The organism is Zoogloea sp. GW822-FHT05C07 (genome assembly GCF_058800215.1).
Map to the genome: position 1 here is coordinate 35,783 of NZ_CM179510.1, position 19,308 is coordinate 55,090.

The 19,308-nt window shown below is 57.0% G+C and carries 21 protein-coding genes and 1 pseudogene; 15 read left to right on the forward strand and 7 right to left on the reverse strand.

The window, feature by feature from the left end; genetic code table 11:
* The first annotated feature begins 95 nt into the window (after nt 1–95).
* Both AC3QL2_RS00155 and AC3QL2_RS00160 read left to right on the forward strand, forming a co-directional pair.
* Nucleotides 96–1,307, forward strand: coding sequence for a type VI immunity family protein (locus AC3QL2_RS00155; RefSeq protein WP_493236406.1), 1,212 nt, complete (start codon nt 96–98; stop codon nt 1,305–1,307).
* Complete coding sequence (locus AC3QL2_RS00160; RefSeq protein ID WP_493236405.1) at nt 1,304–2,494, forward strand: type VI immunity family protein; 1,191 nt, start codon at nt 1,304–1,306, stop codon at nt 2,492–2,494. The genes AC3QL2_RS00155 and AC3QL2_RS00160 overlap by 4 nt, the downstream gene beginning before the upstream one ends.
* Here the strand turns inward: AC3QL2_RS00160 and AC3QL2_RS00165 are convergent.
* Nucleotides 2,489–2,737 (reverse strand): hypothetical protein, encoded by a 249-nt coding sequence (locus AC3QL2_RS00165; protein ID WP_493236404.1) that lies wholly within the window; start codon nt 2,735–2,737, stop codon nt 2,489–2,491. The genes AC3QL2_RS00160 and AC3QL2_RS00165 overlap by 6 nt on opposite strands.
* Before the next feature lie 685 nt (nt 2,738–3,422).
* On the opposite strand from AC3QL2_RS00165, the gene AC3QL2_RS00170 reads away from it, so the two are divergent.
* The gene (locus tag AC3QL2_RS00170; RefSeq protein WP_493236403.1) at nt 3,423–3,905 is read left to right on the forward strand and encodes a hypothetical protein; all 483 of its coding nucleotides are present in this window, start codon (nt 3,423–3,425) and stop codon (nt 3,903–3,905) included.
* Nucleotides 3,906–3,987: 82 nt separating this feature from the next.
* The gene (gene ybiA / locus AC3QL2_RS00175) at nt 3,988–4,434 is read left to right on the forward strand and encodes a riboflavin biosynthesis intermediates N-glycosidase (protein WP_493236402.1); all 447 of its coding nucleotides are present in this window, start codon (nt 3,988–3,990) and stop codon (nt 4,432–4,434) included.
* A 338-nt stretch (nt 4,435–4,772) separates the two neighbouring features.
* Here the strand turns inward: ybiA and AC3QL2_RS00180 are convergent.
* The 3 genes and pseudogenes from AC3QL2_RS00180 to AC3QL2_RS00190 all read right to left on the reverse strand — a co-directional run.
* Nucleotides 4,773–5,177, reverse strand: a pseudogene (locus tag AC3QL2_RS00180) (transposase); the annotation flags it as partial.
* A gap of 80 nt (nt 5,178–5,257) precedes the next feature.
* Nucleotides 5,258–5,422, reverse strand: a complete 165-nt coding sequence (locus tag AC3QL2_RS00185; protein WP_493236400.1) for a hypothetical protein — start codon at nt 5,420–5,422, stop codon at nt 5,258–5,260.
* A gap of 334 nt (nt 5,423–5,756) precedes the next feature.
* A complete protein-coding gene (locus AC3QL2_RS00190) occupies nt 5,757–6,851 on the reverse strand; it encodes an IS5 family transposase (RefSeq protein WP_493240271.1) in 1,095 nt (364 codons plus the stop codon).
* A gap of 103 nt (nt 6,852–6,954) precedes the next feature.
* Between AC3QL2_RS00190 and AC3QL2_RS00195 the strand changes: the two genes are divergently transcribed.
* Nucleotides 6,955–7,722, forward strand: coding sequence for a DUF5677 domain-containing protein (locus AC3QL2_RS00195; RefSeq protein ID WP_493236434.1), 768 nt, complete (start codon nt 6,955–6,957; stop codon nt 7,720–7,722).
* 54 nt (nt 7,723–7,776) lie between these two features.
* Nucleotides 7,777–8,148, forward strand: coding sequence for a hypothetical protein (locus AC3QL2_RS00200; RefSeq protein WP_493236432.1), 372 nt, complete (start codon nt 7,777–7,779; stop codon nt 8,146–8,148).
* A gap of 221 nt (nt 8,149–8,369) precedes the next feature.
* Here the strand turns inward: AC3QL2_RS00200 and AC3QL2_RS00205 are convergent, their stop codons facing one another.
* On the reverse strand, nt 8,370–9,464 hold the full coding sequence (locus tag AC3QL2_RS00205) for an IS5 family transposase (protein WP_493240271.1): 1,095 nt from the start codon (nt 9,462–9,464) through the stop codon (nt 8,370–8,372).
* Between the two features lie 285 nt (nt 9,465–9,749).
* Nucleotides 9,750–10,046 carry a hypothetical protein gene (locus AC3QL2_RS00210; RefSeq protein WP_493236437.1) on the reverse strand — a complete coding sequence of 99 codons (297 nt, stop codon included), beginning with the start codon at nt 10,044–10,046 and terminating at the stop codon, nt 9,750–9,752.
* On the opposite strand from AC3QL2_RS00210, the gene AC3QL2_RS00215 reads away from it, so the two are divergent.
* Nucleotides 10,020–10,643, forward strand: a complete 624-nt coding sequence (locus tag AC3QL2_RS00215; protein ID WP_493236436.1) for a hypothetical protein — start codon at nt 10,020–10,022, stop codon at nt 10,641–10,643. The genes AC3QL2_RS00210 and AC3QL2_RS00215 overlap by 27 nt on opposite strands.
* Before the next feature lie 227 nt (nt 10,644–10,870).
* On the opposite strand, the gene AC3QL2_RS00220 is transcribed toward AC3QL2_RS00215, so the two are convergent.
* Nucleotides 10,871–11,965, reverse strand: a complete 1,095-nt coding sequence (locus AC3QL2_RS00220) for an IS5 family transposase (RefSeq protein ID WP_493240271.1) — start codon at nt 11,963–11,965, stop codon at nt 10,871–10,873.
* A gap of 94 nt (nt 11,966–12,059) precedes the next feature.
* Here AC3QL2_RS00220 and AC3QL2_RS00225 point away from each other — a divergent pair, with 94 nt between their 5' ends.
* The 8 genes from AC3QL2_RS00225 (at nt 12,060) to AC3QL2_RS00260 (ending at nt 19,157) form a co-directional block, all read left to right on the forward strand.
* Nucleotides 12,060–12,458, forward strand: coding sequence for a hypothetical protein (locus tag AC3QL2_RS00225; RefSeq protein ID WP_493234034.1), 399 nt, complete (start codon nt 12,060–12,062; stop codon nt 12,456–12,458).
* 197 nt (nt 12,459–12,655) lie between these two features.
* Complete coding sequence (locus tag AC3QL2_RS00230; protein WP_493234036.1) at nt 12,656–13,345, forward strand: hypothetical protein; 690 nt, start codon at nt 12,656–12,658, stop codon at nt 13,343–13,345.
* Nucleotides 13,346–13,408: 63 nt separating this feature from the next.
* A complete protein-coding gene (locus tag AC3QL2_RS00235; RefSeq protein WP_493234313.1) occupies nt 13,409–13,774 on the forward strand; it encodes a DUF7674 family protein in 366 nt (121 codons plus the stop codon).
* Between the two features lie 48 nt (nt 13,775–13,822).
* Nucleotides 13,823–14,566 carry a phytanoyl-CoA dioxygenase family protein gene (locus tag AC3QL2_RS00240; protein WP_493234038.1) on the forward strand — a complete coding sequence of 248 codons (744 nt, stop codon included), beginning with the start codon at nt 13,823–13,825 and terminating at the stop codon, nt 14,564–14,566.
* 51 nt (nt 14,567–14,617) lie between these two features.
* Nucleotides 14,618–16,480, forward strand: coding sequence for a M48 family metalloprotease (locus AC3QL2_RS00245; protein ID WP_493234040.1), 1,863 nt, complete (start codon nt 14,618–14,620; stop codon nt 16,478–16,480).
* Nucleotides 16,481–16,984: 504 nt separating this feature from the next.
* Complete coding sequence (locus AC3QL2_RS00250; RefSeq protein ID WP_493234042.1) at nt 16,985–17,512, forward strand: hypothetical protein; 528 nt, start codon at nt 16,985–16,987, stop codon at nt 17,510–17,512.
* Entirely contained in the window at nt 17,466–18,023 is a 558-nt protein-coding gene (locus AC3QL2_RS00255) for a hypothetical protein (protein ID WP_493234044.1), read from the forward strand. The genes AC3QL2_RS00250 and AC3QL2_RS00255 overlap by 47 nt, the downstream gene beginning before the upstream one ends.
* Before the next feature lie 108 nt (nt 18,024–18,131).
* On the forward strand, nt 18,132–19,157 hold the full coding sequence (locus tag AC3QL2_RS00260) for a MerR family transcriptional regulator (protein ID WP_493234046.1): 1,026 nt from the start codon (nt 18,132–18,134) through the stop codon (nt 19,155–19,157).
* Nucleotides 19,158–19,308 lie beyond the last annotated feature (151 nt).

The window sequence follows — 19,308 nt, forward strand, 5'->3', positions numbered from 1 at the left end:
CAACATACTTCGTCGCCGGGCGAGCGAATCATATCAACGGCATTTCATAAGGCAATGCCTTCGATTCGGCACAACTCGAGCAAGAACAAAGACATATGACGACTATTCAAGAACTAGAAACTCTTTTCTCCGACTATCAGTACATAGACAACGAACGGGTTGTTCTTACCGTTGGCATTCGAGCCTCCTTCTATTTTTGGCAGGGACATACACACGCCCAAAGAACAGCAGTGGTCGAGTGTATTGAGGCGTTTGAAATACACCATGGGGCAGAATTAAAGTGGGCCTTCAACGCTGATCAGCATAAGGTCGTCAACTACGCCAGCATGCCCACCTTGCGTCAACTCGTCCTCAATATGGATGAAGATGACCAGATCGAGTGGTATGCAGCGTCAGGTGAAACTGAATCAGTGGGAGAGTTCCATATAGATGCGATAACGGAGCGAGGTTGGCAAAGCGGACAAATGTCAGAAGTCAGTTTCTCGGTGCCTCGCGACCATGCTTATATCCCAGAAAAGCGCAGAAAATTGCTCGATTTATTTCAACTCTTCGTTGAAAAACTTAATCCCTACTCTGGGCACATGGGGCTCTGCGCTGTTTCCACTTACGAGCAGCACCTTTATCAGCCGGACGAATTTGATGTTGCGACTCGATACAAAGGACTCTACATCGAGGACTCAACAATTGATGTCAATCAGGCCCAGAATGGGATAAAGAGTATCAATTGGATAACTTTTATCGGCAAGATCTTAGCTCAGCGTGTAGGCGGCATAGATAACCTTCTGAACTCTTTAAATAAAAGCGGGATAGAATCAAAAATCACTTCAGCAGGATTAATAATAGCCACTGGCACTGAACCAGAATTAGTTCCACTAGAAAAGGAGGTCCCGCCATCGCTGCTCCGCATCAACAGTATTTTGCGTCCCCTCCGCAATGGCAACTTTGGGTCAATGGCTTTCGGTTCGGTCAATGGCGAAATACGTTTCAACCTTTGCACGACCGATCTCTGGATCAGACGTTATGATGCTCTCCACATCTGGCCCCCCGTATCTGTGATCGGATTACCCCGTGCGCCTGTCGGCAATAGGCCCCGCAGGAAGATCAAGCTCAAAACCGGAGAAACCTGCAGCGTGCACGGCCGCTATCGCCACCCTGACTTCGAGCGAATTGCACAAGGTGATGACGACGACGCTCCGCAGGTGGTGTTGCTGCCCGGCGATGTCGCGCCCTACTGGCTCAAGCTGGGGGCGCACGGTGAATACCTGGGCCGCGATACAGTGACGTGGGAGTTGGCGGCCGAGCTATGAGCAACAGCCTTGAAAAGATCGAGGCTCTGCTGCCCGACTTTCAGTACGTCGAAGAAGACCGCATCGTTACGACTATAGGCTTCACTGCTTCCTTTTATTTCTGGGGAGGACACACCACCGCGAAGCGGCAGGCCTTGATCGAGTGTATCGAGGCTTTTGAGGCTGCCTACGGAAGTGAGTTGAAGTGGGGATGTGACCCAGATAGTTGGAAAACAAAAAAAATCGCAGAGAAAAAGCTCCCCGCACTCCGCGACTACGTGGCATCGCTTGATGCTGACGACAGCATAGAGTGGCATCTGTCATCCAGCGACCACAGGGAAGAAGTCGCTGAATTCTCGATTTCGTGTATGACTGAACGTGGTTGGCATGAAGGGCGAATTTCCTGGATGAGTTTTCAAGTTCCCCGCTCGCACGCATTCGATGAAGTTCATCGCCAGAAGCTGGAAGCTCTACTACTGATTGCCATTGATAAGCTCACGCCCTTTCACGGGAATGCAGGGTTGGCAGCCGTGTGTCCTGAGTTGGAAATACCCTACGAGGGAGACGTGTTCGATGTCGCTACACGTTATCGCGCCTTGTACGTCTGCACAAGCGACACCTTGTGTGCGCCGCGCGGCCCCAAGAGCATCGACTGGCTGACGGTTGTCGGTGATGTTCTCGCCGAACGCCTCGGCGGCCCTCAAGCGTACGCAGACTATTGCCGCCAGCTTGGCGTTGAAGCGATTCGCCACGGGCAGACCTTGATTCTGCGCGCAGGTGACGCCCCGGAGATCGGCCCCATCAATGAACCCGATCCGCCTGCGTATGTGGCCGCGAATGCGGCTCTGCGTCCACTGCGCGATGGAGCCCATGGCTCAATGGGTACCGGCTCCATCAATGGAGAAGTCCGTTTCAATCGCTGCACCTCGGACCTATGGATTCGCCGGTTCGACCGGCAAGGCATATGGCCGCCCGCCACGCTGCTCGGGCTTGGCAAAGAGCCACTTGGCAAGCAGCCATCGAAGAGGATTCGCGTAAAAACCGGAGAACTCAGCCAACACTACGGCCGCTACCAACGGGAAAATGCCGACAAACCAGAGCTGATCCTGATGCCCGGCGATGTCGCGCCCTACTGGCTCAAGCTTGGGCCCCACGGTGAATACCTGGGCCGCGATGCGGTGACGTGGGAGTTGGTGGCCGAGCTATGAGTGAACACCCGGCGACACGCTTGGTCGCCAGGCAAACAAGACGCAGGCCCACAGGTAGTTCTCCTGACCATCCGCATCCATGCGCCGGAAGACATCCCCCGCGTTGCCATGGGTCATCGCAAGAAGCGCCTGCAATTGAGCCTGTCGCGCGGTGAGTTGATCAGTGAGGGCGAGCGCGTCAGCCGTGCTGGCAAGAACATAAATCGGGCTCGCGGGGGCGGGAAAGCGCATCGGCGTGCTCATGCCGTAGCCCTCCTCGTCACATGCGATGAATGAGCTGAATGTGAAGCGAAAGAAACAGATGCAATCGGCACGCGCACGTCTGCGCGCCCTTGGGCGTGAATGGTCATGAGGTGTTGCTCCTTTGCTGCTGTTTGCCTTTCCGCCGCTCACTTTCCACGGTGGGCGGCGGAACCGTACGGGGGTGGAAATACCGGGCAAAGGAACCGGCCAGCCTCGCAGCTGCCCCGCACGGCCCGCCATTGAACAGACGCAGCCATGCTCCGACAAGAAAAAGCCGCGTCTAAACGCGGCCTTCATCGGCCTTTGCAATCCGGGTTTCCACGCCCGATCACCATTGTCTAGGTGATGCGGCGGAGTATCGATCCGGTGCTTGACAACCGTCAAGTGGAACGATTGATGGGGCGGCAAAGCAGTCCGTGGAGATGCACGCGAGTGACGCAGTGCATAGTGAAGCCGACAGGAGAAATGCCATTCTGCTGAGAATCGGCAGACGTGAGATAGGGCGGATGATGACGGGTTCTAGTCACTTGTTACTGACGCCTTTACGACGACGGAGCGCCAACAATGCCCCACGGATGAATCCAACTCCAGATATGTGGAAAGACGTAGACGACTGTCGCATAAGCGGCTCTTGGCGACATTTGTCGTCGACTTCACGTTAGCCATTTCAAGGTAGCTATTGCATATGAATAAGCAGCTTCTCGACTTAATCAACACAGCCCCCGATGGAATACGCGAGTATCTCCAAACAACCTTCTGGATATTGGTGTTCCTCACGGTCTTGTGGGGAATCCTCAAGCTGCTCTTCAACAAAGAGTTCAAGAAGCTCTACAAAGCTTTGGGGGCTGGAGCTCAAAAGGTTGGAGCAATCGGAAAGTCCATCGCACAAGGTGCAGCCAAAGGGTTGGAACTTCCTGAACCATACCCTCGCATTACCAAGTTTTTCGCAGTTGTGTTCATGCTTAATGGCTACTTGCTCGCCTTCTTCTACGCTTGCTTTTTCCTCGTTACTGCTGGGGTTCTTGTGCTTTCCCCATCTGCTGGCTTTTGGGCTAGAAATATCGGCCTTTTGTTCTCTCTCGCGTGCGGCTACTTTGCATGGTTCTCGTTTGCCCAAGCGGAGCGTGACCGCATTGCTCTATTTCAGCGCCGTGGCGAAAACGGCTAACTTCTCATTCCACCGGACCTGTCACGGCAAGCCGCGTCAGTCCGGTGAATTCAAACGTTAGCAGGCCGATGCAACTCATCCCATGAGCAATCCGCTGTACTTCTACACAAGGACGATGCCCTACTGGGGCCTCTCGAACTTCGCGCCTCCCGGCTTTGCTTTCGAAGGCGTCTACTGGCCAACCGTCGAGCACTACTTTCAAGCACACAAGTTCATTGAGCATGACAAGCGCGAGCTTGTGCGCCGCGCACCAAGTGCGAAGGAAGCACGATCAATTGGGCAACGCCGCGACCATCCCATCCGGACGGATTGGGACCAAGTCAGAGACGAAGTGATGCTCCAGGGACTTCGCCTGAAATTCCAGAACGAGGAAGCAAAGGCGCTGCTGCTGTCCACTGGCAACCGACAACTTGTCGAGAGTTCCCCATTCGACTACTACTGGGCAGCTGGCGAAGACGGAACCGGTCTGAATCGCCTTGGTGAGTTGCTAATGCAGGTCCGGAGTGAGCTCATCCACAGCGACGCCTAACCCCTCTCTAAGGACTTCCCCGTCAAGCACCATTTTCCAATGACCGGCCGCCAGGCCGGTTTTCCTTTCCTGTCTACCTGCTCTTGTTTCCTGACCTCTGCACACACGCGACGGATCGGACAGACAGACTGCCTCTCTCTAATCGGCCTTGATCGGGTCTCGCCCGGGGCCATGCGACTAACCGCACCAGCAGGCCTCAATCGTTCATCGGCGGGATCAGGGAAACAGGGATCAGCCGTTTCCCTCTTTGATCCGCCATCAGGTTAGCCAGGCTCTCTGCTGGTCGGTCTGACCTGTTCGTCTATCGCTGATGTGCAGTTGCCATTGCTCGGTTGCGCTCAGGCCCGTTGCCAGGTCTGCGGGTTGTAGGATTCGCCCTTCGCCAGCACTGCCCACAGTTGCCGGGCATGTTTGTTGGCGATGGCGACCAAGGTCTTGTGATAGCCGATCCGTCCGTTGAGCACGACGATCCACTGCTGCAGACGAGTCAGTTTTTCAGGGGATTCACGCCGTTGTTTCCGGAGCGTCGCAGCCAGTACGCTGCGCGCGCCTTGCACGAGCAAGGTCCGCAGATAGTCGTCGCCTCGCCGGGTGATGCGTCCAAGCTTCGTCTTGCCCCCGCTGCCCGACTGGCTGGGCGTGAGGCCGAGCCACGCGGCAAACTGGCGACCATTCCTGAACATTGATGCGTCACCCACGCTGGCGCTCACCGCATCGGCGGTGATGAGCCCGACGCCGGGCAGATCGTTCCTCCACCCACCCCACGCGCAGACTGTGCCAGGCCCAGACGTTATGCTGTGCGGACCCAGTAGTGGGCGCTGCCTCACGCTTCCATGCCAATCATCGTGCCCGCGGGCAAGGTGTCGAGCCAGGTCAGAAAACCCGCCCGGTTGAATTCCCGCCGTTCCACGATCCGACCGGCGCAATCCGCAACACAGGCCACGAAGACGTTCTTTGCCAGATCCACACCAATCGTCGTAGTATCCATTTTGACTTTCCTCCTCGCCGTTCAGATTGAGCTTTAGCAATTCAATCTTGGCACTTCGATGCCGGGTGGCAAGCCCACCAGGTGGGTGGGGGAAGTCCTTTTGTAGTCGGTCAAAGCCGCTTCCTTCGGTCGCTGGACGCTGCGCGATAAACCGCCGCGCAGCGTCCCTTACCTAGGTTAGCAGGCCGATGCAAAAAGCTCAGACTCCACGTCCAGCCTGAAGCCCGTTGTTTGATCTCTCATGACTTCATTCCCGAAATTGGATTCTCAATCCCATTTTTATGCCCATAGACTGGGCAGGGAAATGGGTTTTCACCCGATTCCAAGTGCCGCTTCATGCCGCACTCCCCATCGTCTGCAATTTCGCAATCCGCAGCAGGTTGTACGCCGCTGCCGACAAATAGGCGGCGATCTGGGTTCGGGCTTCTCCGATGAAACGGGTCTTTCTCATTCCACCCACCGTCTTCAACCACCCGAAGATCTCTTCAACCCGCTTTCTCTTGCGCTGGCTGACCTTGTAGCCTTCGGTGCAGGTCGTCCGTCCATCGAGGCCCGGTGTCTTGCGTCCTTCAATTCGGGCGATATGAGGTTTGATCTTGTGCTCGCGCAAATGCTGGACAAAGTCCTTCACGTGGTAGCCCTTGTCGGCCCCCAGCGTCTTGGGATGAATCCTGCGGCGCCGGGCGCGGGTGAGCAGTTGGCGAGCCGCTTTGTGTTCGGCCATCGTCGCATCGGTGATGAGCAGATCGATACACAGGCCGCTGCGGTTCTCCATGAGCGCATGGCCGCCGTAACTGAGCTTGGCCGGTTGGCCGTTGCCTTTCCTCATGAGCTTCGCGTCGGGATCGGTCGTGCTCCGGTGGGTGGCGTTGGAACGCTTCTCGCCTTTGAAGTCCACCATGCCGGTGCCGTCACCGCCGGGCTTGGGGGGCTCGTCGTCGTCCTTGCGCTTGAAGCTCTTGAAGGATGCCCAAGCGTCGATCAAGGTGCCATCCACGGTGAAGTGATCGGACGACAGCAGCTTGTCCTTGCGGGCCAGACGCACCACTTCGTCAAAGAAACGACGGGCGATGTCCGTTTCCACCAATCGCTCGCGCAGGCGGCTGAAATTGGATTGATCCAATCCACCCGACTCCAGGTCCAGATCGAGAAACCAGCGAAACAGCAGGTTGTAATCGAGTTGCTCACAGAACTGCCGATCCGAGCGCACCGAGTAAAACGCGATCAGCAACTGCGCCTTGAGCAACCGCTCCGGCGGAATCGACGGTCGGCCGCCCTTGGCGTAAAGCCCATCGAGTTCCGCGGAAATCGCCGAGAGTGCCGAGTCGGCCAGTTTCTTCACCGGACGCAGCGGATGATCGGCCGGAATCCGGGACTCGACCGAGAAATAGTGGAACATCGAGGACTGGGGATCGACTTCGCCGCGCATCGGTGCTGTGCCTGGGGTTTGAAGGATACGGCTAGGACAGGTGGGTGGCCGGATCGTTCACTGGGTTCTGCATCAGCCTGTTAGGCCCACCAAAGGCGACGACATGAGTTACATCACCCATGGATTTCTGACTGAATCGACTGAAGAGGTCCGAATGGAAATTCGGCGCCGCTATTCGACCTATCGCGAAGCCCTGATGCGCTTGAATGAACAGTGTGTCGCCACACAGTACAAGCTATCGATAAGAACCGATGAAGCGCGCGACATACTAGCTGCGGCCTTCTTCATGCGAACAATTGCATCGTCACAAGCAGCTGTCATTCTGCTGGAGCAAGGCTTGCTATCACAAGCCAAGACCGTGCTGCGGTCGTCGCTTGAATCGCTTTTTGCATTGGCAGCCATCGAGGAAAAGCCTGAGTTGGCTTTTCCTCTCGCACAAAGTCAGGAAGCGAACAAACGGTCGCTGGCTGACAAGATGCTAATGTGGGAGGGCATCGAGTTGAAATCATCTCGCGACAACCACATCTCAAAGGAAGAGTTACTGGAGTTGAAATCGAGTGCCGCGCGCGAATTCACTACTTGGCAACTTGCCGAGGCCGCAGGAATGACCGATTGGTATCGAAGCCTGTATGTACTCCTAAGTCAACCGGCACACGCCACTGTCTCGGATATGACCTCTCACCTTGTCACAGACGAACACGGCAATATCGCTGAGTTAAAGAATGAACCGGAGGTTGAAGGACAGACCGCAACCTGGGCGTTCATTATGGAAATTCAACTTCGTGCGGCCAAAGCCGTGACTGCAATGTTCAGCGTTAACACCATCGACATCGCCGAACATGAAAACACCCTACGCTCTCTCGTGGGGTGATCAGTGCGAATCAACTCGGCACGACGCCCATCTACAAGCGGCGCAGGTTCAACAATGACGCGCAGCACCAAAGCCCAAAATCCATCGCCTAACTGGGCGGTCAAGCGGACGCTTACCTTGGGCGTTAATCACTACAAACCCTCCGGAGCTACTATGTCACGCCCATTTCTCGGCCGATCAGCCATCGTAGATATCGTCAAAGACAAAGAGCGCACGAATGCCATTCAAAAGCGTGAAGGACTGACGAATCATCCGGTGCGCTTTACGGTATGTGGTTGCCCAGATCCGAACTGTGGTGGCTGGCATACCATTGAAATGGATCGCACCGCTCCATCGTCTGCTGAGTGCGAGGCACTTCTCAAAGCGGACAACGTCGCGCGTAAGTCCAAGAAGCATCACAAAGGTAAGGGACTGACAAGTGCCTAGCATGGCGCTCAACCTCGCTCCCTTCGGTCGCTGGACGCTGCGCGATAAGGCCGCGCAGCGCCGGTTAGCAGGCCGATGCAAAAAGCTCAGACTCCACGTCCAGCCTGAAGCCCGTTGTTTGATCTCTCATGACTTCATTCCCGAAATTGGATTCTCAATCCCATTTTTATGCCCATAGACTGGGCAGGGAAATGGGTTTTCACCCGATTCCAAGTGCCGCTTCATGCCGCACTCCCCATCGTCTGCAATTTCGCAATCCGCAGCAGGTTGTACGCCGCTGCCGACAAATAGGCGGCGATCTGGGTTCGGGCTTCTCCGATGAAACGGGTCTTTCTCATTCCACCCACCGTCTTCAACCACCCGAAGATCTCTTCAACCCGCTTTCTCTTGCGCTGGCTGACCTTGTAGCCTTCGGTGCAGGTCGTCCGTCCATCGAGGCCCGGTGTCTTGCGTCCTTCAATTCGGGCGATATGAGGTTTGATCTTGTGCTCGCGCAAATGCTGGACAAAGTCCTTCACGTGGTAGCCCTTGTCGGCCCCCAGCGTCTTGGGATGAATCCTGCGGCGCCGGGCGCGGGTGAGCAGTTGGCGAGCCGCTTTGTGTTCGGCCATCGTCGCATCGGTGATGAGCAGATCGATACACAGGCCGCTGCGGTTCTCCATGAGCGCATGGCCGCCGTAACTGAGCTTGGCCGGTTGGCCGTTGCCTTTCCTCATGAGCTTCGCGTCGGGATCGGTCGTGCTCCGGTGGGTGGCGTTGGAACGCTTCTCGCCTTTGAAGTCCACCATGCCGGTGCCGTCACCGCCGGGCTTGGGGGGCTCGTCGTCGTCCTTGCGCTTGAAGCTCTTGAAGGATGCCCAAGCGTCGATCAAGGTGCCATCCACGGTGAAGTGATCGGACGACAGCAGCTTGTCCTTGCGGGCCAGACGCACCACTTCGTCAAAGAAACGACGGGCGATGTCCGTTTCCACCAATCGCTCGCGCAGGCGGCTGAAATTGGATTGATCCAATCCACCCGACTCCAGGTCCAGATCGAGAAACCAGCGAAACAGCAGGTTGTAATCGAGTTGCTCACAGAACTGCCGATCCGAGCGCACCGAGTAAAACGCGATCAGCAACTGCGCCTTGAGCAACCGCTCCGGCGGAATCGACGGTCGGCCGCCCTTGGCGTAAAGCCCATCGAGTTCCGCGGAAATCGCCGAGAGTGCCGAGTCGGCCAGTTTCTTCACCGGACGCAGCGGATGATCGGCCGGAATCCGGGACTCGACCGAGAAATAGTGGAACATCGAGGACTGGGGATCGACTTCGCCGCGCATCGGTGCTGTGCCTGGGGTTTGAAGGATACGGCTAGGACAGGTGGGTGGCCGGATCGTTCACTGGGTTCTGCATCAGCCTGTTAGCTCTACGTTATGCCTATTAGAACCGTCCCAATCGCCCCCGCGCTAGCCGTCCCAAGCGAATCGGACATTGCTTCCGTGCGCTTCAACGGCCAAAGCCTCTCAATAGCGGTTGCTCGCGAGCCACTCGAGGGTGATCGGTTCCGTGGCCTTCGCGTAACTTTTCAATCCGTCCAGGGCTTCCGCCTTCTCGATGAATCGGACTTAGCGCAGTACTGGGTAGCCCCAGGTTTTGTTCGCGGTCATCATGTTCTGCTCGTTACGTCTGGTGGTTGGGGTGCCGAGGACGATCTGAGGCAGGGCCTTGAAGTTCGCCGTCGCGAATGGCTCGTAGTAACCGGAAATCGCTGCCTGAACGTCTTTGCGAGTGAGGATCCCCAAATCGATGAAGGCGTCTACGATGCTGAGGCATAACCATTCATTCCAGCGGACGCCTAACGGCGCCGCTGAATTCAAACGTTGGGCGTCGCTCCTATGAACTTTCCGCCACGTTTCGGTCAAGCTCTATTACTGCTCATCCTCGTGGCATTCGCGCGTTCCGCGTTCAGTCAGGCGGGGCCAGTTATGTTCGGCGGAAATAGCTTCGATTCAGCAGAAGTACCAATCTTCCAGTCGAGGATCTTCCGAGTCCCGGACGAAGGTCAAGCCCATGCGCTTGGCTTACTTGGAAAAAAGTATTTCGTCCCCCTGTCCGGTACATCTCTTAAGGCGCTTCTGCCGCAAGCGAAGCTCGATATGCAGCAAATGCTGTCCGCTCAGGCATCAGCTGCGGATGCTTACGCAAAAAGGCGTGAAACCGAGGCAGCTATGCCGTTTTTTGCGAGCAGCCGCGGTTGGATGCTCAAAGACGCAACAGCACACCGCGACCTTGCCCGCTACACGCGGGCGTTGTCGCCTGAGCTTCACCCATACTTGGTCAAGGCCCAGGCGTATTTCGATGGTACTGGGGGCTTTGCCGTCACGCTCCGTGGTAACCGGCTGTCAGTGCTGCACGGCTCCCTAGGTCACTCAACACCACCAAAGCACGATGTCGCAGTTGCTATATTTCTCGAACGAGAGATCGTCGCCGTCGATGTGTCTGCAGCCATCGCCGAATGAACCCGCGACGCCCAACCCATCATTCCACCGGACCTGCGCGAAAAGCCGCGCAGGCCGGTGAATTCAAACGTTAGCAGGCCGATGCAAAAAGCTCAGACTCCACGTCCAGCCTGAAGCCCGTTGTTTGATCTCTCATGACTTCATTCCCGAAATTGGATTCTCAATCCCATTTTTATGCCCATAGACTGGGCAGGGAAATGGGTTTTCACCCGATTCCAAGTGCCGCTTCATGCCGCACTCCCCATCGTCTGCAATTTCGCAATCCGCAGCAGGTTGTACGCCGCTGCCGACAAATAGGCGGCGATCTGGGTTCGGGCTTCTCCGATGAAACGGGTCTTTCTCATTCCACCCACCGTCTTCAACCACCCGAAGATCTCTTCAACCCGCTTTCTCTTGCGCTGGCTGACCTTGTAGCCTTCGGTGCAGGTCGTCCGTCCATCGAGGCCCGGTGTCTTGCGTCCTTCAATTCGGGCGATATGAGGTTTGATCTTGTGCTCGCGCAAATGCTGGACAAAGTCCTTCACGTGGTAGCCCTTGTCGGCCCCCAGCGTCTTGGGATGAATCCTGCGGCGCCGGGCGCGGGTGAGCAGTTGGCGAGCCGCTTTGTGTTCGGCCATCGTCGCATCGGTGATGAGCAGATCGATACACAGGCCGCTGCGGTTCTCCATGAGCGCATGGCCGCCGTAACTGAGCTTGGCCGGTTGGCCGTTGCCTTTCCTCATGAGCTTCGCGTCGGGATCGGTCGTGCTCCGGTGGGTGGCGTTGGAACGCTTCTCGCCTTTGAAGTCCACCATGCCGGTGCCGTCACCGCCGGGCTTGGGGGGCTCGTCGTCGTCCTTGCGCTTGAAGCTCTTGAAGGATGCCCAAGCGTCGATCAAGGTGCCATCCACGGTGAAGTGATCGGACGACAGCAGCTTGTCCTTGCGGGCCAGACGCACCACTTCGTCAAAGAAACGACGGGCGATGTCCGTTTCCACCAATCGCTCGCGCAGGCGGCTGAAATTGGATTGATCCAATCCACCCGACTCCAGGTCCAGATCGAGAAACCAGCGAAACAGCAGGTTGTAATCGAGTTGCTCACAGAACTGCCGATCCGAGCGCACCGAGTAAAACGCGATCAGCAACTGCGCCTTGAGCAACCGCTCCGGCGGAATCGACGGTCGGCCGCCCTTGGCGTAAAGCCCATCGAGTTCCGCGGAAATCGCCGAGAGTGCCGAGTCGGCCAGTTTCTTCACCGGACGCAGCGGATGATCGGCCGGAATCCGGGACTCGACCGAGAAATAGTGGAACATCGAGGACTGGGGATCGACTTCGCCGCGCATCGGTGCTGTGCCTGGGGTTTGAAGGATACGGCTAGGACAGGTGGGTGGCCGGATCGTTCACTGGGTTCTGCATCAGCCTGTTAGGCTTATGTCCGTGCATATGCGCCAGCAAGAATATGAGGCTCTCGGCATGCAGGCTCGTTGGCTGAGCGCAGAGCATGCAAAGCATGCCTACGAATACGCCCTGAATTTCAGCAGCACAAAGAGGTATGGGCTCAACGAAGAAACCGTCTCAGCCATTGACCGCATTGTTATCGAGAGCTACTCAGTAGCAGATCAGTGGCTAAAGAATCGTATCAATAGCGAAGGCACGATTCAGATCGTGTACAGCGACACAGAAGCTTGCGTCGTAGAAGCTGAGAAATTTCTCCAAAACTGGAAAGATCTGTTCGTTCCTAGTAGAGATGATGCCGTTGTCTTCCACAATTTAGAACGAACAGTCCTGTTTTACTGTCACGAAGAAGAGCTAGAAGTCGGGCAAAGAAACCAATGAAATTTCCGCCTAACAATTCCGTCGTGAGGGACCGCCTGCAAGCTGTGCTTGCATGTTCCCTTCGCGGCTTCGCCGCTAACGGCGCCTTACGTAGAAGCCATGTCCCATGCATTCACCGAGAAAGCTCTCTGACATTACGGCCAAAGCCGTTCCGGCCTGTGGACTGCGGTCGCCCCTGAGCTAGCACGTTCGTCGCCATGAAACTCGCAGCCATCCTTCTGCTCGTCGGTGCAGCCCTCCTCGGCTACGCATGTTCCCTTGCACCATACAAAGATGCAGCGCTCTTCACGGAACGCTACATGGCTCTATCAGATGGCCAGAGCAACGAGTATTCGGCACTCCGAGATGAAATGCTCACGCCAAAGTATCAACTCCAGGATTACGGTGGCACCTTGGTTGCACTATCGATCGGTGTTCTTCTTGTTTTCCGTCACGGTTGGCGACAACTCAAGTCGCCTAAATCCCGCGCCGGATTCTTTGGGCTCGCCGTCGCTGCACCATTGCTGACGGTCAGCGCCTACGTCTTCGATCTATTGCAGGGGTATGCCAGAGGCGAATTTCCTTACTGGGCAGACTCAATGGCCATTCCATTGATGGGCGTACCTGCTCTGCTTTTGATCTTGCTGGTTTGGTCTGGCGCGCACCTGGCGTTTCTTCGCCGTCCTCACCGTGCCGAACTGCTGTCTCGCGCATGGTCGCGACAAGCCAATTGGTGGTTGTTGGCCGTCGCCGTACTAGCCGCAGTGTTTGTGGCGCTATCCGCTGCCGCCGGCCAGTACTGGTATGCCATTCCTGGCTCCCTCTGGTTCTATTTCTACATTTCGCTAGCCGCTTCCCGCCGCTTGGCCCATGACGCAGAGCATGAAGCGAAACCTGGAACTACGTAAAAACCAATCCATGGGCTCCGAGAAATCTTCATCGACCTGCCAGGGCTTTCGTACGTGGAAACGGTGATTGATCTATTCAAAACCATCAGGGGCAAATTCCCAAGCATTTGCGAACAGGCTGATGAATTTCACGTCCGTCTTTTTGGCGACGTTGATCCAGAGTTCGCTTATTCGTGGTTTGAAAGCTTGGCGAATGCACTCAACGCAGAAATGAGTAGAGAGGCTGAGGCTCGCATCCATGCTCCGCTCTTCAACTACGTCAGCAGCTCGTTTGCGACCGCGAGTCCGTCCGTTCGCAATTGCATCGACGTTGCATTTGTCGAGAACTTGTTTTGGCAGATTCCACACGTCAAATGTGCGCCATATTGGCGACAACTCCCATCGCCCCTTAAAAGACTCTACCTTGACTTCCATCACCGCGAGCCTTAACGAACTGATCAATGGGACGCAAAAACGCCACGCTGCAGAACTCGGAATTTGGACGGCAAGATCATGATCTCCAATACATTCGAACAAAACGGTTACCTCATTACCTCACCATTGCTGAGCGAGCACGATTGCCAAACGCTCGAAACCAACGTGGCCTCGATTGCAATCTCGATGGCCGGTAACCGCTCCCTGCTTGAAGCAGATTGGTGCTGTTCGCTGGCAGGTGATCTCAAGAACCACTCGTCTCTTTCGCCCTTTCTGCCCCAGGATTGTGTGGCCGTGCAGTGCACCTTTTTCGAAAAGTCGATTGATCGAAACTGGCTGGTATCACTTCATCAGGATTTGAGCATCCCGGTTGCCGAGAGAATCGATCACCCTGCCCTCACGGGCTGGTCCGAGAAAGAGGGGAATATCTTCGTGCAACCGCCCGCAGAGGTCTTGCGGGAAATTGTTGCTGTTCGCTTGCACGTTGATGAGTGCTCTTCCAATGATGGGCCGCTCAAAGTCGTGCCAGGCTCCCACATCCATGGGCGAATCGGCCACGACACCGCCCTCGCCCTGCGCGATACCCTCGGCGAGGTAGTCTGCCCCGTTGCCCCGGGGCGGAGCTTTACTCATGAGTCCGTTGCTGCTGCACTCTTCCTCAAAGGCCACAGGTCAAAGCAGGCGCAGGGTTCTGCATTTCCTGTTCGCCCCTCGTTCATTGCCCTTCGGGCTGCGGTGGTGCAATGCCGTCTAATCAGAGGATCGGTGATCAAGGAGACAAGTGACGCAGTGCATAGCCGAATTTGAATGGACGCCGAATAATTCCATAAACATATCCATTCAAGCTTTATTGCACTCATGAACGACAGACAGTTCGATGCCCTGGTCGGCAGGCTGGAGGGGCAGGCCCAGCAGAGTCCCGGCCTCTACAAGCTCAAGGTATTGCTGCTCGCCACGTTGGGTAATGCCTACATTGCCGTGATGCTGCTGGCGATCGTCGCGGTGTTGGTGGGGCTGTGCGCTTACATCATGGTGCTCAAGGCCATCGGCGTGAAGCTGATCATCATCGCCGGGTTCTTTCTGTGGATGGTGCTCAAGGCGCTATGGGTCAAGATCGAACCTCCCAGAGGTACGCCGGTCGATGAGGCGAAAGCACCCGAGCTGTTTGCCATGGTGAATGGATTGCGCCGGCAGTTGGGCGCCCCGCTCTTCCATCACGTGCTGATCACCGACGATTTCAATGCCGGGGTCGTGCAGTCACCGCGCCTGGGCGTCTTCGGTTGGTCACGCAACTACCTCCTGCTCGGCCTGCCCTTGATGAAGACGCTGACGCCCGACCAGTTCAAGGCCGTGCTCGCCCACGAGTTCGGCCATCTGGCCAAGGGACACGGACGCGTGTCGAACTGGATCTACCGCCAGCGCTTGCGCTGGAGCCGCCTGCTGCATGCGCTGGACGCGGACGACAGTTGGGGCAGCCTCCTGTTCAAGCCCTTCCTGAAGTGGTTTGCCCCCTTCTTCAGCGCCTATACCTTTCCGATGGCACGGGCCAACGAGTATCAGGCGGATGCCACTGCGGCAAAGCTCACCTCTTCACGGACCGCCGCGGAGGCACTCACGAGCGTCAATGTGGTGGGCAGTTTCCTCGCAGAAAAGTACTGGCCCGGGATTCACCGACACGCCGACGAGCATCCGCAACCCAGCTTTGCGCCGTATTCCGGCATGGGCCACGGAGTATCCACAGAACTCGACGAGGCGTCGGCCAAAGCGTGGCTGGAGCGGGCCATGGTTCAGCAGACGGGCTCTGCCGATACGCACCCGGCACTGACCGACCGCCTCAACGCCCTGGGAGAGTCCCCACGCCTGCAACTCCCGCATGCGGGTCACACCGCGGACCGGCTCCTGGGCAGCATGCTGGAGATCGTGACGGAGAACTTCGACCAGCGCTGGCGGGACGCTGTTGCGCCATCCTGGGAGGAACGCCATCGGGAAGTGCAGGACGGTCGCCGTCAACTGGCCGAACTCGATGCCCGTGCCGACTCGGGCGCCGAGCTGACTGTGCAGGAGGCCTATGATCGCGCGAACCTCACCGAGACCATTGGCCACAACCCCGATGACGCGCTGACCCAGTTTCAGGCCCTGCACGAACGCGTGCCTGACGATGCATTGGTCTGCTTCTCCCTCGGCGCCCGCCTCCTGCATCGGAACGATGCCAGTGGCTGCGCGTTGATCGAGCACGTCATGCATCTGGATGAAAACGCAACCGCAGACTGCTGCGAGTTGCTGCGTGACTACCACTGGCGCAATGACCGTCAGGACGAAGCCCATGCGTGGCATCAACGTCTGGTCGAACGCGTCACCCTGCAGGAGGCTGCTGCCAAGGAGCGCAATGAGGTATTGCTCCGCGACCGCTTCGAACGCCACGGTCTTGCCGAAAATGATCTGGCCACCCTGCGCAACGCGCTACGGAGCATCCCGGGTCTTCGCAAGGCCTACCTGGTCAGGAAAAGGGTCAAACACCTCCCGCATTCCCCTTGCTTCGTCTTCGGCTTCAAGACGTCCCGGTGGTATCAACTTCACAATGAGCACCGGGCCAGAGAGGTCTTGCGGCTGATCCAGGAGTCCGTCAGCTTCCCCGGAGAGACGATCCTCATCAACCTCGAAGGCAATAACAGCCAATTCGGCCGCAAATTCAGCTGGATGCGCGGAACACGGATCCTGTGATGCAGCAGCGCTGCCTGATTGTCTGCCACAAGGTGAAATCATGATGATTGCCATACGTCGTCTGGCTGCTCTTGCGTTTGCGCTGGCCGCTCCATAAACAGCTATTCCCGGAAAAAGACGGTTGAGGGACGACCGCCCCCAGCAGGCCTGCGGACTTACCTTCGTTAGACATCAAGATCATGCGCCTAGCACTTAGAACTACATTCTTCTATCTGGCTGCAGTCATAGTTTCCGTGGGCTCCGGCGTTCTGGCTTTTCAGCCTCTTCCATCAAACGCGAGCGCCCTTGCAGGTCTTGTGTCCCTCGTGTCGTTTGTTGGTTTCGGGGTCGCCCAGTTCTCATTCTTGATATGTCCGCACTGTAAGGCATCAGCCCTGCTAACGCATGCGCACTCATGGAGTGCATGGGTCGGGACCAAATGCCGTCACTGTCACAAGCCCTATTAGGAGTATTCGTGCCTTCTTTCCGACTACTTCTCATCAACCCCATCGCGCCGAACCGATAATGAAACGACTGCTTCTCCTCGCCGCATTAACGCCTTTGCTTACCGCCTGCGTTGGAGCTGGGGTGATCTCAAGTCAGACAGAAACACCAAAGCGCGCAACGCTGGCGAAGAGTCGCGGCAACATCGTCCTTCTGGCGCCCAATACAAGTGCCCCTACCACGGACAAGACTGCTGTAAGGAAAGGCTGGGGCGAGCCTGATCGCATCGAACCCCTCGGTGAGTTGGAGCGTTGGATCTACAACAAGGATGTGGCCTGGACCGGCGTGCTTCTATTTGCCGTCATCGTACCTATTCCACTGCTCGTTCCGGTTGGACATGACTACTTGGCGATCGACTTCCGCAACGATGTTCTTGTGAACATCGAGGCAAGGGGTCAAGAGAGCAGGCTGGCGTTTTGTGCCATGCCACTTCTTATTCCGCATGCAAACGGCTGTGAAGCTGGAAAGTATCCTGAGGACGGTCAAATTGACAGGAGCTTCATTGACAAAAACGAAGTCCCGCTCGTTGAAATCGATCCCAAACATTGATGCGATCGCCTGCTGCCCAGCGTGTTCGCCCAAAACAAGCAATGCGAAACTCCGCGCAGAGACCTTCACTCCAAGTCAATTAACAATGTCGCCCGCTGCCTTTTTCCGCATCTCGCTTATGCTCCCAATAGTTCTGCCATTGCTAGCACTTCCATTCGGAGAGAACGCTGCCTTTGGAATTCTGCTGCTCGCCCTGGGATTTGGCGGCGCTCAGTACATAATTTTTGCAATTTGGTTGTTCTTCGCCATCGGCCGCAAGAAAAGCTCGGCAGAAATTCAGAAACTATCTGCGATCTCTCCGCTTCTGTTCGTTCCGATACAGGCGATTGGATGGGTCGTCTGGGGTTACTACGAACGGCTGTCGAATCCAGCGCCAGGCGGAATCTGGGATCCAATAATAGTGTTTGCCGTTTATACAATAGCTGTTGGTTACTTTTATGTCGGCATCGTCAATCTGGCATTTCTAGCGTGCAGGCAGCACGGTTTTATCCGTGACACACCCGTTCGCTAACCCGACCAAGGTGCGATGGTTCCCCCTTGCCTTGAGATGAACAATCCCTTGACCCTCACGCCACGTAAGCCCTCAGCCTTGTCGCACGCATGAACCGGAGAGCATTCGATGTTGCTTAAAGTGGGCGATCTCGCCAGGCGTTGCGGGCTGACGGTCCGGACGCTGCATCACTACGACGCCATCGGCCTGCTCATCCCGTCTGCGCGCTCCGAGGCCGGTTATCGCCTGTATAACCGGGACGACATCGCCAGGCTGCATCAGATCCAGGCTTTGCGTCGTTTCGGCCTGTCCCTGGCCGACATCGGGGCTGTATTGGCAAGGCCCGACTCGTCGCTCTCCTCCATCGTGCGGCAGCAGATCGACATGCTCGACAAGCAGATCGAGCAGGCGATGGAGCTGCGTGATCGTCTGTCCCGCTTGCAGGGGCAGTTGTTACGAGGCGATGAGCCGGAGCTTGCCGAATGGCTGACGACTTTGGAAAGGATGACCATGTACGACAAGTATTTTTCGCAGGATGAGCTCGCCCGCCTGCCCCTCTACCAGGGCGGAAAAACGGCGGAGACGGAATGGCGGGGCTTGGTGGATGAGGTGCGTGCGCTGATGGCGCGCGGGCTCGCGCCGCAGAGCGAAGAAGCACAGGCGATATCGAAGCGCTGGATGGCGATGGTCGAGCGCGATACGGATCGGGACCCGTGCCTGCTGGCAAAACTGAACGCGATGCATCTCAACGAGCCTTCGGTGCAAGCCCAGACCGGCATCACGCCGGAACTGATGGCCTTCGTGCTGCAGGCGAATGCGGAGAGCAAGCTGCGCATCTACGCCCGGTATCTGTCGCCCGAAGAGTTCGCCTTCATGCGCGAGCATTACGGCCGGCACACTTACGAGTGGCCCGAGCTGATCGGGGCGCTGCGCGAGCACATGGAGCAAGGCAGCGCGCCGGACGCCCCGGCGGTGCAGCAGCTGGCCCGGCGCTGGCTGTCCTTTTTCCGCTCCTATGCAGGCGATAACCCGGAAACCCACGCCAAGATCCGCCTGGCGCATGAGAAGGAGCCGGAGCTGATGGCAGGTAGTCTGATCGACGCGGCGCTGTTGGGCTTCGTGAAAGACGCCATGGCGCATCTCAAACCCCGCTGACCGGTTCGCGCACGGGCCATCCGTAGCGCGGATGTGCCTGTCGCACGCCCTATACAGCAGGCGAAGCGCGGTGCCTGTGGTATTTTTGCGGCCTTCGTCGCGCCAAGCCCGGCGCGCGCAACTCCGGCGGCCCCTGCGCCGCCCGCCGCAA